Annotated in this window: 16 protein-coding genes; 8 read left to right on the top strand and 8 right to left on the bottom strand. The window is 67.4% G+C overall.

What is annotated here, in order from left to right:
* The first annotated feature begins 94 nt into the window (after nucleotides 1-94).
* A complete protein-coding gene (locus tag FBZ89_RS08300) occupies nucleotides 95-535 on the top strand; it encodes a CidA/LrgA family protein (RefSeq protein ID WP_211115153.1) in 441 nt (146 codons plus the stop codon).
* Nucleotides 532-1,257 carry an LrgB family protein gene (locus tag FBZ89_RS08295; RefSeq protein WP_145749556.1) on the top strand — a complete coding sequence of 242 codons (726 nt, stop codon included), beginning with the start codon at nucleotides 532-534 and terminating at the stop codon, nucleotides 1,255-1,257. The genes FBZ89_RS08300 and FBZ89_RS08295 overlap by 4 nt, the downstream gene beginning before the upstream one ends.
* A gap of 3 nt (nucleotides 1,258-1,260) precedes the next feature.
* On the opposite strand, the gene FBZ89_RS08290 is transcribed toward FBZ89_RS08295, so the two are convergent.
* Nucleotides 1,261-2,589: a methyltransferase gene (locus tag FBZ89_RS08290; protein ID WP_145749555.1), complete on the bottom strand. Its 1,329-nt coding sequence runs from the start codon at nucleotides 2,587-2,589 to the stop codon at nucleotides 1,261-1,263.
* Between the two features lie 519 nt (nucleotides 2,590-3,108).
* On the opposite strand from FBZ89_RS08290, the gene FBZ89_RS08285 reads away from it, so the two are divergent.
* The 3 genes from FBZ89_RS08285 (at nucleotide 3,109) to FBZ89_RS08275 (ending at nucleotide 5,594) form a co-directional block, all read left to right on the top strand.
* On the top strand, nucleotides 3,109-3,762 hold the full coding sequence (locus FBZ89_RS08285) for a transglycosylase SLT domain-containing protein (RefSeq protein ID WP_186457256.1): 654 nt from the start codon (nucleotides 3,109-3,111) through the stop codon (nucleotides 3,760-3,762).
* A gap of 135 nt (nucleotides 3,763-3,897) precedes the next feature.
* Nucleotides 3,898-4,770, top strand: a complete 873-nt coding sequence (locus FBZ89_RS08280) for a 23S rRNA (adenine(2030)-N(6))-methyltransferase RlmJ (protein WP_145749553.1) — start codon at nucleotides 3,898-3,900, stop codon at nucleotides 4,768-4,770.
* Between the two features lie 71 nt (nucleotides 4,771-4,841).
* The gene (locus tag FBZ89_RS08275; RefSeq protein ID WP_246172089.1) at nucleotides 4,842-5,594 is read left to right on the top strand and encodes a protein phosphatase CheZ; all 753 of its coding nucleotides are present in this window, start codon (nucleotides 4,842-4,844) and stop codon (nucleotides 5,592-5,594) included.
* A gap of 213 nt (nucleotides 5,595-5,807) precedes the next feature.
* Here the strand turns inward: FBZ89_RS08275 and FBZ89_RS08270 are convergent, their stop codons facing one another.
* Nucleotides 5,808-6,530 (bottom strand): response regulator transcription factor, encoded by a 723-nt coding sequence (locus FBZ89_RS08270; protein ID WP_050898197.1) that lies wholly within the window; start codon nucleotides 6,528-6,530, stop codon nucleotides 5,808-5,810.
* Nucleotides 6,531-7,143: 613 nt separating this feature from the next.
* Between FBZ89_RS08270 and FBZ89_RS08265 the strand changes: the two genes are divergently transcribed.
* Nucleotides 7,144-7,806 carry a LuxR C-terminal-related transcriptional regulator gene (locus FBZ89_RS08265; RefSeq protein WP_004272649.1) on the top strand — a complete coding sequence of 221 codons (663 nt, stop codon included), beginning with the start codon at nucleotides 7,144-7,146 and terminating at the stop codon, nucleotides 7,804-7,806.
* 230 nt (nucleotides 7,807-8,036) lie between these two features.
* Here FBZ89_RS08265 and FBZ89_RS08260 read toward each other — a convergent pair whose 3' ends face one another.
* The 3 genes from FBZ89_RS08260 to FBZ89_RS08250 all read right to left on the bottom strand — a co-directional run bounded on the left by FBZ89_RS08260 (nucleotide 8,037) and on the right by FBZ89_RS08250 (nucleotide 10,692).
* Nucleotides 8,037-9,107, bottom strand: coding sequence for an OmpA family protein (locus tag FBZ89_RS08260; protein ID WP_145749552.1), 1,071 nt, complete (start codon nucleotides 9,105-9,107; stop codon nucleotides 8,037-8,039).
* 340 nt (nucleotides 9,108-9,447) lie between these two features.
* Nucleotides 9,448-9,792, bottom strand: coding sequence for a hypothetical protein (locus FBZ89_RS08255; RefSeq protein ID WP_145749551.1), 345 nt, complete (start codon nucleotides 9,790-9,792; stop codon nucleotides 9,448-9,450).
* 189 nt (nucleotides 9,793-9,981) lie between these two features.
* Nucleotides 9,982-10,692, bottom strand: coding sequence for a hypothetical protein (locus FBZ89_RS08250; protein ID WP_145749550.1), 711 nt, complete (start codon nucleotides 10,690-10,692; stop codon nucleotides 9,982-9,984).
* A 241-nt stretch (nucleotides 10,693-10,933) separates the two neighbouring features.
* Between FBZ89_RS08250 and FBZ89_RS08245 the strand changes: the two genes are divergently transcribed.
* Complete coding sequence (locus tag FBZ89_RS08245) at nucleotides 10,934-11,881, top strand: ROK family protein (protein WP_145749549.1); 948 nt, start codon at nucleotides 10,934-10,936, stop codon at nucleotides 11,879-11,881.
* A gap of 59 nt (nucleotides 11,882-11,940) precedes the next feature.
* Here the strand turns inward: FBZ89_RS08245 and FBZ89_RS08240 are convergent, their stop codons facing one another.
* Nucleotides 11,941-12,132, bottom strand: coding sequence for a hypothetical protein (locus FBZ89_RS08240; protein ID WP_145749548.1), 192 nt, complete (start codon nucleotides 12,130-12,132; stop codon nucleotides 11,941-11,943).
* A 760-nt stretch (nucleotides 12,133-12,892) separates the two neighbouring features.
* On the opposite strand from FBZ89_RS08240, the gene FBZ89_RS30765 reads away from it, so the two are divergent.
* A complete protein-coding gene (locus FBZ89_RS30765; protein WP_186457255.1) occupies nucleotides 12,893-14,023 on the top strand; it encodes a hypothetical protein in 1,131 nt (376 codons plus the stop codon).
* Between the two features lie 135 nt (nucleotides 14,024-14,158).
* Here FBZ89_RS30765 and FBZ89_RS08225 read toward each other — a convergent pair whose 3' ends face one another.
* Nucleotides 14,159-14,353: a hypothetical protein gene (locus tag FBZ89_RS08225; RefSeq protein WP_145749545.1), complete on the bottom strand. Its 195-nt coding sequence runs from the start codon at nucleotides 14,351-14,353 to the stop codon at nucleotides 14,159-14,161.
* Between the two features lie 188 nt (nucleotides 14,354-14,541).
* A complete protein-coding gene (locus FBZ89_RS08220; protein WP_145749544.1) occupies nucleotides 14,542-14,901 on the bottom strand; it encodes an ArsC family reductase in 360 nt (119 codons plus the stop codon).
* Nucleotides 14,902-14,930 lie beyond the last annotated feature (29 nt).

Here is a 14,930-nt window from a genome sequence, read left to right as displayed (position 1 = left end):
GCGCAGGGTCCAGCTTGACGCCACGATAATCCACATCCACCAACCCCACCGCGTCAGGTGTCCCATGGCTTTCCGCCGCCGGGGACCGCCTTACATGACGGAGTTCGCCATGGTCGGCGCCCTTGCCACGCTGGTGGTCTGCCAGCTCATCGGGGAAATCGTGGTGCATGGCCTGCACCTGCCCGTCCCGGGACCCGTGCTTGGCCTGCTGCTGCTGGTCGCCTGGTTCGCCTGGCGCGGCGGCCCGACCCAGACCATGGGCACCACCGCCGATGTCATCCTCAGCAACCTGTCGCTGCTGTTCGTGCCGGCGGCCGTGGGCATCGTGCAGCATGGCCAGCGCTTCCTGACCCAGGGGCCGGCCATCGTGATCGCCCTGTTCGCCAGTTCCATCCTGACCATCGCCGTCACGGCCTACGCCTTCCTGTGGGCGGACAGGCGCTTTGGCGGCACGGGGGCGGCGCCGGCGGAACCCGCCGCCCGCCATGACCCTTTCGACACCGACACGAATAGCGGCACCGGGGGTGCCCCATGATGAGCAAGAGGGGCCTGGGCGACATCTGGGTCTACCTGTCGGCCAGCCCGCTGCTGTGGCTGGCGGCGACGCTGGTGGCGTATCTGATCGGCGTGCGGATCTACACCCGCACCAACCGCAGCCCCTTCGCCAACCCGGTGGCGCTGGCGGCCCTGTTCCTGGTCATCCTGCTGGTGGTCACGGACACGCCCTACACCACCTATTTCAATGGCGCGCAGTTCATCCATTTCCTGCTGGGCCCCGCGACGGTGGCCCTGGCCGTACCGCTGTGGCGCCACCGCGCCGACGTGCGCCGGGGTGCCCTACCCCTGACCATCGCCATGGTGGCCGGCTCCATAACCGCCGCCGCCTCGGCCGTCTTTGTCGCCCACGTGCTGGGGGCGGACAGGGAAACGGTGCTGTCGCTGGCGCCCAAGTCGGTCACCACGCCCATCGCCATGGGCATTTCTGAGAGCATCGGCGGCATCCCCTCGCTGACGGCCGCCATGGTCATGGTGACCGGCATCATTGGCGCGGTGTTCGGCCCCCTGCTGCTGCGCTGGCTGAAGATACGCGACGACAGGGCCAAGGGCCTGTCCATGGGCATGGCGGCCCACGGCGTGGGCACCGCCATCTCCTACACCATGAGCCCGCTGGCCGGCAGTTTCGCCGGCATCGCCATGGCCCTGAACGGCCTGATCACCGCCCTCGCGGTACCGCTGCTGCTGGCCTTGCTGCTCTGACCCTCACGTTCCCTTGCGCAGGATGAACAGCAGGCCATCCACCGGCCGCCCCTTCTCCCAGCGCGGCGCCACCGGCGCCAAATGTTCCATATCCAGGCCCACTTCCCCGGCCGCCGCCAGCAGATGTTCCCGCGCATGGGCGTAGCGGCGGCTTTCCCGCAGGGCGTAGGGCCCCTCACCCGACCAGCGTTCCACCGTGGCGGCGAAACGGCCGCCGGGCTTGAGCGCCCCGGCCGCCGCCTGGAACACCGGCGCCAGGTCGCCCAGGTAGACCAGCACGTCGGCCGCCAGCACCAGGTCCCAGGCGCCCGGCGCCTCCGCCAGGGCGCCCATCAGGTCGGCGTCCCACAGCCGGTCGTACAGGCCGCGGGCGCGGGCGTGCTCCACCATGCGCGGCGACAGATCGACGCCAGCCAGGAACCGGGCCAGCGGCTTGACCTCCACACCCCCCAGGCCCGTGCCGCACCCGATGTCCAGGACGTCCAGCCCCGCCCCAACCCCCACCGTGTCCAGCGCCTGGCGCAGCAACTGCGGTGCCTGATAGCGCAGCTTCTGCGTCAGGTCGGTGTCGAAACGGTCGGCGTAGCGATCAAACAGTGCCTTCACATAGGTGGGCGTCAGATCGGCGCCACCGGCGGCCGTGGCGGCCTCCAGCGCCGCCAGCAGACGGCCGGCGCCACCGGCATCCTCGGGATCGGCTTCCAGCGCCTGGCGCCAGCAGCGCGCCGCCTTCTCCCCCTCCGCCAGGGCGGCCCACGCCCGGCCTTGCAGCACCAGAGCGCCGGCGCGGGCGGGATCGGCCGGATGGGCGTGGGCCAGCAGCGGCTCCAGCATTTCCGCCGCCGCCAGCGGGTCGCCGGCATCCACCAGCACCTGCCCCACCTCGGCGGCCCCGTCCAAGTCGTGGGGCGCCAGGAAGCGGGCCTCGCGCGCATGGGCCAAGGCGGCCGCCGTCTCGCCGCGCGCCAGTTGCAGCCGCGCGGCCAGGCGGTGGCCGGCCGCGTCATCCGCCCGGCGGGCCAGCGCGGCCCATGCCAGGGCCCAGGCGTCCTCCGTATGGCCGGCGTCGGCCAGGCACGCCGCCTGCTCCAGCGCCCAGGACGCGCGCCCAGGTTCCGCGGTGGTGGCGGCGGCGAACTGGGCGGCAGCCTCCAGGAAGCGGCCCTGGCGGCGCAGCACGGCCCCCAAGGCTCCCCGGGCCTCGGCGGCCTCCGGCGCCAGGGTCACGGCCGCCGTCAGCGCCGCCTCCGCCGCAGCCTCGTCCCCGGCATCCAAGGCGTCATAGGCCTGCGCCATCCGCTGTTCATAATCGGGAAAGCTGTCGAAGGTCATAGTCGGACTCGAGGTTCAGGGCGTGGACCGAGAGCCCCTTATGGCCCCTCCATTCCTGGGGGGCAACCTGCGCCGTCGCGCTATTTGTAGAGGGTCCCGCAGTTCACACGGGGGCAACATGACGCATGCTAAGGGCTTGGAATCCTGAGCCGCATGGGGCATGGTGCCGCCGCTGACAGGGGCGCAGCGTGGCGCGGCTGCCACACTCCGGTCATATTTTTTATTGACCTGCTGCGTTTTGTCTGCAATTGCTATGCGGCCGTTGCATGGATATAGGCCTTACGGACAGACGGCAACGGTAGTTCGACCCATTCGGTTAGGGAGCGGTCACCGCACTGAGTATCGGTGATCTGATGGAATACCCCGCCCGCGAGCGGGGATGTGCTTTGGGGAACCGGCACAGACGCCAGATGGATGTCGCGACACGAGGTCGTCGACGCCAGTGACGATAGATGGAGGACTCTCATGCAGATCGCGCGCCGCCGGAGCGACGCCCTTCTAGGCCGGGAGTCCGAATCCGTGTCCGCAGGCGCCCCTCGCTCCACCACCCGCCTCTTCAAGACCGCCATCGCCGGGCTGTTCGTCGGCTTGGGTTTGCTTGCCGCCGCGCCCGCCGCTCACGCCGCTTGCCTGGATCACATCCTGCAGGCTGAAAAGGAAGCTGGGGTGCCGTCCGGCCTGCTCCTGGCCGTGGCCCTGGTGGAAAGCGGCCAGTCCATTTCCTCGGAGGCCTACGCCGTCAACGTGAAGGGCACCGCCCATTTCGTGTCGACGCCGACCGCCGCCGCCAAATATCTGCGCGATCCCAAGGGTAACCTGCGCCAGGACGTGACCGCCGGCTGCATGCAGTTGTCGCTGTCCGACCACAAGGCGGCCTTCCACCCGGTGGAAAAGATCGTCGACCCCAAGGAGAACGTGCAGTACGCGGCCCGTATGCTGGCCCGTCTGCGCGCCACCGCCGGCAGCTGGGCCGCTGCGGTCGCCCGCTACAACGGCAGCAGCGGCAAGACCGCCCACGCCTACGCGTGCAAGGTTCGCAGCAACCTGGTCAGCCTGAACTCCGTCAACGCCTCGCTGATTGATGGCAACGGCTGCAGCGATGAGGAAAGCACGGCCGTGACCCCGCGTACCCGCCGCGTTTATCAGAGCGCCACGACCGAGCCGGTGGGCTGATCTCCCTTCCCGTTTGATCCACCCCCATTTGACCCGCCGCTGAACAGGCCGCCCCCGATCGGGCGGCCTTTCGCTTTCCTGGGTCGCGGCCACGGCGATTGCCGGTGCCGGCCCTTGCTGGCATGCTCCAGCCCCATGAACTACCGCCATGCTTTCCACGCCGGCAACCCGGCCGACGTCATGAAGCACGCCATCCTGGCGCTGCTGATGACCCGCCTGACCGCCAAGCCCGCCCCCTTCGCCGTCCTGGACACCCATGCCGGTATCGGACGCTATGACCTGACGGGGGAGGAGGCCACGCGCACCGGTGAGGCCGCTCTGGGCATCCAGCGCCTGCTACAGGCCGCCGAGGCGGGAACCTTGGGTGCCGCCGCGGCCGAAGCGCTGGCCCCCTATCTGGATGCCGTGCGCGCCGCCGCCGGCCAGCCCGCCGGGCCCGTCAGCAGCTATCCCGGCTCCCCCTGCCTGGCGCGCACCTTCCTGCGGGAGAACGACCGCCTGATTCTGGCTGAACTGCATCCGGAAGACGCGCAGACCTTGAAGGGCGTGTTCCGGGGCGACCGCCAAGTGGCGGTGCACCACATGGACGGCTGGACGGCGTTGAAAGCCCACCTGCCGCCCAAGGAAAAACGCGGCCTGGTGCTGATCGACCCGCCCTTCGAAGCCACGGACGACTTTGACCGCCTGGTGGCCGGCCTGGCCCTGGCGCACAGCCGCTGGCCCACCGGCATCTACGCCCTGTGGTATCCCATCAAGGACCGCGCCGTAAGCTGGCGCCTGCATCAGCGGTTGGAGGACAACGGCATTCCGAAAATCCTGGCCGCCGAATTGACCTGGAACGACGACGCCCGTATGGACCGCCTGAACGGCTCCGGCATGATTTTGGTTAATCCGCCTTGGCAATTGGATGAAACTTTGCGGCAAATGCTGCCGGCCCTGCACGAGGCCCTTGGCTTCACCCAAGGTATCGCCCATGTTGAATGGGTCGCCGGCGAACATATTGCCTAAGGACATAGCCTTTCGGTTAGGTTCGCCTTGCGCGACATCAGTGGATGCGACGGGGAAAGAGGATCCAGCGGATGGCGCAGAACGGTCAGCGGCCTTTCATGGCGGAAATTCAACGGCAGCGGCGGGCGCAGGACCAACCCGGCACCGTTGACGCCCTATCGCTGCCGGCCACCACGCTGAACCCGGCCGCCCTGGCCCCGCTGACTCCGGCGCAGGAAATTCGCCTGGACACGACGGAGGTGATGGAGGCCATCCAGCACCTGGGCCAGAAGCTGGACCGTTTCCTCAACACCGACCATACCCAGATCGAGGCGATCCATGTCGAGATCGCCGACATCGCCGGCCGCATCAAGGCGACGAAGTTGGAAATGGCGGCCCTGCGCCATCCGCTGGCCAAGGACGACACGTTCATGGAGGCCAGCCAACAGCTGACCGCCGTCGTCGCCTCCACCGAAGCCGCCACCAACAGCATCATCCAGGCGGCCGAAGAGATCGATGACATCGCCAATGAGGTCCGTTCGCAGTTGCCGGAAGGCTACCAGAACTCCCGCCTCAAGGACCTGAACGAGGTCACGCTGCGCATTTTCGAGGCCTGCAACTTCCAAGACCTGACGGGCCAGCGAATCACCAAGGTCGTCCAGGCCCTGAGCTTCATTGAAGAGCGGATCGAGGCCATGATGTCGGTCTGGAACACCAAGGAGTTCGAGACCATGCCCCTGCCCCCCTCCATCCACAAGCATGACGAGGGCCTGGAACTGCACGGGCCCGTCAAGGACGGCGGCCATACCATCTCGCAGGCGGACATCGACGCGCTGTTTGATTGAGCCGTCCCTTGGACCCTGAATACCGGGGACCCTGAATACCGGAGATGCTGGATACCGGTACCGGCTTGAGCCGACGCTCATGCCGGTCGGTGCCCTTTTCCCGCATTCACGGCATAGGCAAACGGCGGGGCGGCGGCCCCAGAAACGGCAACAGGGGCCCGAGGGCCCCTGCACCGTGCGCCGGTCCCCGGAGGGCCGGAACATGCCGTCGATTTAGTTGGTCAGCGTGCCGGCCATGAAGGCCATGCTGCCGAAGCCACTGCGCGCGGCGGCAACGGCCACCTGCGTGCGATTCTTGGCACCCAGCTTCTGCATCACCGCGCGCACGTGAACCTTGACCGTGCCTTCCAGCACGCCCAGTTCGCGGGCAATTTCCTTGTTGGAGCAGCCGGCCAGGATCAGGCGGAAAATGTCCTGCTGGCGTTCCGTCAGGCGGTCCGCCAAGGCGGCCTCGCGGTTGGCCGGGGCCTGGCCCATGGCCGGGCCCGAAGCACCGCGCACACCCGCCAAGGCGGCGGTGAGCGCCTGGCGCGGCATGGCCACATAATTCTCACCCGACAGGATCAGGGTCAGCGTACGCTCCAGCACCTCGGTCGGCCCCGTCTTCAACACATAGGCGCGGGCGCCGGCGCGGATGGAGGCGATGACCTCATCCCCTTCCTGCACGGCGGACACCGCCACCACCGGCACGGAGCCCAGGGCGGAAGTCAGCTGCGCGATGGCCTCGACCCGGCTGCCGGACAAGCTGTCCAGGTCAAGCAGGACGAGATCGATCCCCGGCGCGGACATGGCCTGCGTCAGCGCTTCCTCCACGGTGCCGGCCTCAAGCGCCGACGCACCCGGGAACTGGGTGGTCAGCATCAGGGCGGCGCCGCGGCGCACCAGGGCCTGGCCATCCACGACGAGAAAAGTGCGGTGGCGGGGCGAAGCGCCCACGCCGGCAATTCCGTTTTCCAAACCATCCTCGGCTAGACTGCTGACAGTCCCGGGAAAACGCGCGGTCATGCTCATCATCTGAAACCCCACGTTCGAGTCCGGCCACTTCCGGCCCAGGCCATCCAAAACGCTTCATCCGACATCGGGCCCCGCGTGGCAGGTCCCTGATGATCGCCCGTCGGTTCCGGCACCTTTGGCCCCGAACCGACACTTTCGATGAATGCGTGACCCTGACTGGCTAGCGACATCTTCACCATTATGACCATTCGATCACGGCCAAAATGGGGCAGCCTAACCTTTTTCCCGAGAACCCCATTTCCGCCGTGGTACCCCCTAGGCGGCTTCCGATTTCCCGGGTGGCCAAACGATCCACCTCACGATGTGACAGACTGTGACCCGTTTTCAGACATGCCGCAACAGAAACATGGCGTTCGGGGTCACTTTCCCATAGGATTGTCGCAATAGAACTGGCGATCTATTACCTGGCCGTGGGGCAAATGGGCCGTTAACAGGTTAGCGTCGACATTTCACGAGCATCCATGACAATGTTAGTAAAATTTTTAATAAACAGTCTCCGGTGGGGGAGACCGCAATCACAATGGGGGAATAGGCAATGACAGGCCGCAGCGTTCTTCTGATCGACCAGGATCAGTTGTTCGGGGCGGCACTGGGTACATTGCTGGGGGAAGATAGCTTTCAGCTGTTACCGCCCGTCCCTTCGGTTGAGGAAGCAATGAAGGTGCTGCGGGACATCGCGGCGCCCGATTTGATCATGGTCGATCCTTGGGGCATAGACCCGCCGCGCGTGGCCAGCGAGCTGCGGCGCCTGCGCGCGTCCGCGCCCCAGACCCGCATCGCGGTGCTGACCTCCGACACCAGTGATTCGGTGCTGAAGGCCAGCCTGTTCGCCGGCATGGACGGCCACCTGTCCAAATCATCCGGCGTCGCCACCCTGCGCGACGCGCTGGAACTGATCCTGGCCGGCGATGCCGTGTTTCCGCCGCGCGCCGCCGCCCTGGTGGCCCAGGCGCAGCAGCCCCAGGGGCCCACGCCGGCCGATCTGGTGGCGGCCACCGCCGACCTGTCGCGACGCGAGATTCAAATCCTGGGCTGCCTGCTAGCGGGCCAATCCAACAAATCCATCGCCCGCCGGCTGGAAATCACCGAGTCCACGGTGAAGATGCATTTCAAAAACGTGATGCGCAAAATCGGCGCGCAGAATCGCACCCAGGCCGCCGTCTGGGCCATCCAGCGCGGCATTGGTCCGTTGAGCTGACCGAACCATCCCCGCATGGCGTCGGCGACCATCGCAGCCGACGCGGCCTCAAGCGCAAAAAGAAAAGGGGCGCCGCCCAGCCGGGTGGCGCCCCTTTCTTATTTCCACCGTCCGGTTCCGGCCCCATGGCGGGAGCCTGGGGCCGGAGATCCGAAAGGCGTCGTCTCTCATCCGGCCGGAAAGCCGGGCCTGGGGTTTGCCCAGGCCCGCTCACCGGTCCCCTGACTGGATCAGGGGAAAATGATGACGGCGCGACGGTTGGACGGCTCACGCACGCCGTCCGCAGTCGGGACCAGCGGATCGGACTCGCCCTTGCCGTCGGTGGCGATGGAGGCGCCGACGCCCTTGGACGTCAGGTAAGCCTTCACAGCCTCGGCACGGCGCATCGAGAGCTTCAGGTTGTAGGCGTCCGAACCGGAGCGGTCGGTGTAGCCCGTCACGTTGATCTTCGTGATATGGCCGGTGGCAGCGTCCTTGGCGGCGTTGTCCAGCACGGTCTTGGCGTCAGCCGACAGGTCCGTCTTGTCCCAGTCGAAGAACACCGTGAAGTTCCGCGAGATGGACGGAGCCGGCGGCGGGGGCGGGGGCGGCGGGGGCGGCGGGGGAGCCGGCGGAGCCACGGTCGGGGTCGGCTTGGGCGCCGGAGCCGGCGGGGCACCGAAGGTGTAGCGCAGGCCAACCAGGACCGAGTGGTTCTGGTAGCCGGCCTTGAACTTCGGAGCGTTCGACGGCTCGTAAGTGGTGTCCGGCGTGCCCATGAAGCGGTAGCCGACGGTGAAGTCCAGGTTGTCGCTCAGCGCGTAGGCGACGCCGGCGGCCAGCTGGTAGGTGAAGGCAGTGGTGGAGGTCTCCACCGACAGGCCCGGCGTGTACAGGTCGCCCACGCCGTCGAACTTGTAACGGCCGAAACCGATACCGGCGCCGACATAGGGACGCAGCGGGCTGTCGACGTTGAACTCGTAGTAGGTGACGGCCATGAAGGTCAGGGCGGTCAGGTCGCCGGCGCCGCCGGCACGGCCCGGGCCGCCACCGGTGATGTCACCGACGGTGCTGCCACCGTAACCGATTTCCGCACCGACGCGGACGCCGTTGCCGAACTTGTAGCCACCCTCGACCAGGCCCGTGGGCGAGGTCGTGAAGTCGGCCTTGTCGGTGTAGGCCGGGCCCTTCAGGTCGGTCTTGTCAGCCCAGTTCACACCGGCCTGGGCACCGAGGTAGTAGCCCTCGTTGGTCTGGGCCAGCGCGGTGGCCGGCAGACCGAGCGCGAACACCGCGCACAGTAATGAGTGACGGAGTTTCATTCGTCGTTTCTCCTCCTTCTGACCGAGGGGTACGTCTCCCCAAAGGAACCCTCGGTTGAATTAAGACTACCCTTCGCGCCAGGACATGGCGCCTTTGATTGTCCCGCCGAACGGCAGGGTTAGACAACGTCCTGAGTTAATTCAATCCTTCAACACCGAACGGGGAGCAACCCAGCCTTGTGAGCTACGCCGTTCGGCCCGTCAGGACACGCCGTTGATCGGATGGAAATGAGGTTAAACTGAGGCAGGGATTTTCAAGGGCCGCGGTTTGCATAAGTAGCGGAGGCGCCATCCGCCATTCGCATATTGCACGGTCTTAGGGCTTTAGTTAGCCCCAATGTTATTCACGACCGTAAAATGCCGATTCTGCCGCAGCACGGGCCGCCGCCGCGTCGGCGAAGACTTGCCCATCGAGGGCCTGGGCGCGCACGTGAACCGCGTGGAAGGCCATGCCGTCGGGATGCACCGTCACCAGTCCCATCGCTTCCTCGTCGATTTCAATGACATATGCCATCGGATCGGGCAGCGCCGAACTTATCGGGTGGGCCGGGGGCGCGACTTTCGTTCCATGGTCAGAGGTGGGGTCATGGATGGGCGAAAATTCAATAGGCTCATCACCAGCGGGCGTAATATCCAGAGCCTCGCGGAGAGCTATTCTATTGGGCATAACCCATTCTCCTTTCATCAGGCGCGCCTCACGGGGAGGGCGCCGACTTGCGGAGAGGATTAAACAATCCCCGGCATTACGATTTCCACCACGCTTATGGGCATAGCGTTACTTTGTCACCAGCCCTTTGTTATCCCCCACCCGGGCTGGCTCTTAGGCCCACACCCGGAAATTCGGGCATGGGCCTTATGACCTGTGGCGCTGACGTTAGTGGGACGCGCCACTGGCCGCACCGCCGGCGTCCTTCGCGGCGGCGGTGGGAATCGCGACCGCGGGGGTGGGACCGGTGATGCGGTCGCTGGCCGTGGCGGCAGTCATGACCGGTGGCGGCAGGTCGCAGCGCGGCAGCTCCGACACGCGGACGACGGCGTCGTTGGTGACGGTCTTCACCACGTCGGCGTCGCTCATCAGCTCAGCCTGGGCCAGCATATCGGCATGCTGGGCGCAGTAGATGTCCGTAGAGACAGCAGCGATGTGCTGCGACATCTCATTGGCCAAGTGGGTGCGCAGGGTGTCCAGCGCGCGGTTGGGGTTGCCCTTGGTCGTCTTGCGGTAGTGGGCGATCAGCGAGTCTTCCCAAGCGATGATCTGCGTCCTATGCGCCAGCGTGAACTTCTTGTAGCGCACATAAAGGCCTTCGTAGTTCCCGCCCAGCTGCTGGCAGGTCAGGCCGATCACCATCAGGCGGGTGTGGTAGCGGATGGCCTGTTCGGCATCAAACTCCGTCGGGGAATAGCAGGGCCCGGACACCTTGGCCGCCTTGGGGGGTGTCTTGGCGGCCTTTTCCGGTGCGGCCTTCTTGGATGCCGCGGCCTTCTTGGCCGGGGTCGTCTTGTCGGCGGCGAAGGCCGGCGCGCTTACGGCGGCGGCCAGCGCAAGGGACAGGAGGGGGGCGGCGAGCAAACGGGCACGCGTCATGGCGCGGGTATCCATATCAGTATCGGAACGATCGGCATCGTGGCGGCGGCGCGGCACATCCCCATGAAGACATCCCCCACGCCGGTCAAGGCCAGGGGGAACGCCCGCGATCAGGCCCCCGCATCCACCACATCTTGTACTTTTAGCCCCGCATGCCCACCATGAGCAAGAGTCGGGCGCGACCTAGCCCATAAGGGCGGGGTCCTGGGCATGACCGTTCCATAAAAAATGAGGAAGCGCCATGGCCCGGATTGGCATCGACCTGGGCGGGACGAAGATCGAAGGGCTGGCCCTGGGCGACCAGGGGGAGGAGTTGGCCCGCCGCCGCATTCCGGCGCCCCGCGACGATTACGGCGCCACCCTGGCCGCGGTGGCCGGGCTTATCGCCTGGCTGGATGCCGAGGTCGGGGCGCCGGCCCCGGCCAGCGTGGGCGTCGGCATACCCGGCGTCCTGTCCCCCCTCACCGGCCTGGTGAAGAACGCCAATTCCACCTGGCTGAACGGCCATGCGCTGGACCGTGACCTGACGGCAGCCATCGGCCGGCCTGTCCGGCTGCAAAATGACGCCAACTGCCTGGCCCTGTCAGAAGCCGCCGATGGGGCCGGCGCCGGCTGTCGCACCGTCTTCGCCGCCATCCTGGGCACCGGCTGTGGCGGGGGCGTGGTGGTGGACGGACGCATCATCACCGGCCGGCACGCCGCCGCGGGCGAATGGGGCCACAGTCCCCTGCCCTGGCCGCGGCCACCGGACGCGCCTGGCGAGGAGCCTGGGATGAAAGAGGACGAACGGCCTGGCCCCGCCTGCTACTGCGGCCGTCGGGGCTGCCTGGAAACCTGGGTCTCCGGGCCCGGGCTGGCCGACGACCACACCCGCGCCACCGGCCGCGCCCTGACGGCGTTGGAGGTGGCCGCCCTGGCCGCGGGCGGCGACGGCCCGGCGCAGGCGGCCCTGGACCGCCATGTCGACCGGCTGGCGCGCGGGCTGGCCGGCGTGGTCAATCTGTTGGATCCGGATGTCATCATCCTGGGCGGCGGCCTGTCCAACATGGCCCATCTTTATGAGCGCCTGCCGCGGCGGCTGGCGGCCTGGTGTTTCTCCCCCGATGTCAGCACGCCCATCCGCCCGGCGCGGCATGGTGACTCCAGCGGCGTGCGCGGCGCCGCCTGGCTTTGGCCTATCCAGCGCTAACCTTATCGGCGGATGGCCCGTCCGGGGGCATCATTGGGGGGCCGTCTTGGAAAGGGCGGTCAGGCCTGGCGACGGGCCCGGATCAGGGTGCCGGCCGCCGCCGCGAACAGCAGCAGGGCGACGATGGCCGCCCACAGCGCGGGTGAAGCCAAGATGAGCACCGCGCCGACGATCACCTGGGCCGCCGCCGCCATATGCCACCGGGCCCGGGGCGTGATGCGGGCGGATACCGGCGGGGGCGCGGCCGGCACCTTGCGCGCAGAGCCTGCCGTGCGGCGGGCGCTCTTCGGGCGGCTGCCGCTTTGACGGGCGGATGCGGCGGAACGGGAGGGTGCGGATCGCTTGGCCATGGCCCATGGGCATAGCAGCGCCACCCCCGGACGGCAAGGTGGGCCGGGATAGGGATCCTGAGTCGCGGGAGGATGGGCTTCAAGGAAGACGGTGGCAACGGTGTACAGGCCCCCGGCACCGAAACGCCCGGGGACTCTGGCCTTCCGGGTGAGGCGCCCTCCATTCCGCCTAGGCCGACGGCCTGCCGACACGGCCGTCGGTACGGCCATCCGGGGGGCTGCGGGCGAGTCGGCGAATGAGGTTTTTAAAAAAGAGCGATGACGATGGAATCAGCGCTTGCAGTCCAAGGATTTTCTTTTAAATAAAGGTCAGGACTTGGGTGTCACCGGCCAGCCCTGACGGACATTCGCAACGGCGACCCGGCACTTCAGTTCAACTGGATTTTCATAAACCTTGCGTCGTCGCCCGTCGGGCGCATACCCGTGTGGCGCCGCGTCGGTATCCTGGTCTTTGCTTAAAAAGACACCGGAATACTTAGGGGTTTTGAATATCGCTTTTAAAAGGTGTGGTCCGTCGTTGTAAAACGGCGACGACATCAGGGGCGCCGCCACGGCGGGCTTTGGCCCGTGTCGACGGCGCGCCTTGCACACACCCGTCCGTGACCGCCGGGTCAGCCCCCCATCGTTCGGCTGCCGGCCTTTTGAATGATGTGTGACAGACATGACCCAAGAGCCCCTGTGGCAGCCTAGCGATATCCAGAACCAAGAAGGCGTGGAGAAAGAAGCCGATGGCGACGCCCCCAAGCGGCGCGGTCGCATCCCGCAGTCGGCTTGGCCGTCCATTCTGGAACGGTATCGCGCCGGCGCCACGCTGTCGGCCATCGCCCGTGAGTTCGACTGCACGCCCAGCGCCATTTCGTATATCGTGCGCAAGGCCGAAACGGCGCAGCCCGGTGAGGGCGACACCGCCCCCGCGCCAGCCGTGGAAGCGGCCCCCGCGCCCAAGCCGGCACGCGCCCCCAAGGCGGTGGCGCCCGCCGCCCCCGCCCCGGCCCTGCCCCTGGAGCAGCCGGTGGTAATGGAAGCGCCGGCGGCGCCACAAGCGCCCGCCGCCGCCGTGGAAGCCCCCCCCGTGGCCCCCACCCCCGTGGAAGCCGCTCCCGTCGCCGAACAGCCGCCGCGCCCCCCGCGCGCCGCCGGTGAGCGCGGCCCCCGTGGCGAACGCCCCATTCGTTCGCACGAGGGCCGTTCGCACGAGGGCCGCTCCCAGGAGACTCGTTCCTATGAGGGTCGCGAAGGCCGTCCGGAGCGTGAACCGCGGGCCGAGCGCCCCGAGGGGGAACAGCCCCGGGGCGACCGCTTCGGTGATCGTCCGCAGCGGGGCGAGCGCCGCACCCTGACCGGCGCCGCCGTGGCCAATGCCGCCCAGGAACGCAGCCAGCCGCCGGCCGTCAGCCAGGGCCAGCGCCCCTATGGCGACCGCCAGGGCAACCGCGCCCCGGTCGACACCGACAGCATGGACCAGTTGCTGGACCGTCCTTACAACAGCGATCGTCCGGTGGGTTCGGAATATCCCTACCGCCAGCAGCAGCGCAACGCCGCCCGCCTGGAAGCGGCCGAGACGCCGACGGAACCGGCCGACCAGCGCATGATCGCAGCCGCGCAGCGCAGCGCTGAGGCCTATACCGCCTGGAAGGCCAATCCCGAAGGCGGCATGCAGGGCCTGACCGACGCGCTGCATGAGCTGCGCAAGGTGATCGCCCGCATGGAGATCGAGATGTCGGCCAGCCGCAAGGAAGAGCATGCGGCCCGGCCCATCCCCATCCCCTACCACCGGGCTCAGCGCCGCTGAGCCCGGTGGGCTTATGCCCCGGCTTTCAGCACTCGCTTGCGCTGAATGCGAAAACGCCCCGCCCGGGTTTCCTCGGGCGGGGCGTTTTCATTTGGATCGCCGCCTAAGAGACGGCAGCTCGAAAGAAGTGGCGACTCAGCCGCCCATGGCGGCGCCCAGGATCAGCACGGCGCCGTAGAGGGTGGCGAACAGGCTGGCCAGCGCCAAGAAGTCCCGCACCAGACGCCCACCGTTCGCGCCTGCGCGGCCAAGGGCGCGGCGGCTCAGCAGCGTGGATTTCGGGGCAAAGCCGACACCGTGCATCGTGTCGTGGACCGCAATGTACGCCATTCACCCCTCCACCGTTTGTCTATCCGGAGCCGGCGTACTCTCACGCCCAGCCGTTCATGGGCTTAGTGTTGCCAGAACGTTCCGAGAACCACAAGCGGAAATGTTCTCATCATGTTCCTTTTTTGGACTCGCCGTGAGAACATTCAATCCCTGGGGGCTGGATCATGACCAAGCCCCCAGGAATGGGTTCAGCGCCCGACGCGGGCGAACGCCTCTTCATACCGTTCGGGCTTGAAGCCGGCCATGAGCGTGCCGTCCAGGTCCAGAATCGGGCGCTTGATCATGGAGGGCTGGGCCGCCATCAGGGCCACCGCCTTGGCGGCGTCGAGGTCCTGGCGGTCGGCGTCGGGCAGCGCGCGGAAGGTGGTGCCGGCCCGGTTCAACACCGTTTCCCAACCCAGCGCGGCGCACCATTCCTGCAGCCGCGCCGCGTCTATGCCCACCGCCTTATAGTCATGGAAGGCGTAGTCGATGCCGCGCCGGGCCAGCCAGTCGCGGGCCTTCTTCATGGTGTTGCAGTTCTTGATGCCATAGAGGGTGATGGCCACGGCGGCTGATCCTTCGTTCAATGCGGAAT

Source organism: Nitrospirillum amazonense (genome assembly GCF_007828045.1).
Taxonomy (GTDB): Bacteria; Pseudomonadota; Alphaproteobacteria; order Azospirillales; family Azospirillaceae; genus Nitrospirillum; species Nitrospirillum amazonense_C.
Note: the sequence above shows the minus strand (reverse complement) of the source record. Positions and strands in the feature narration are given on the sequence as shown.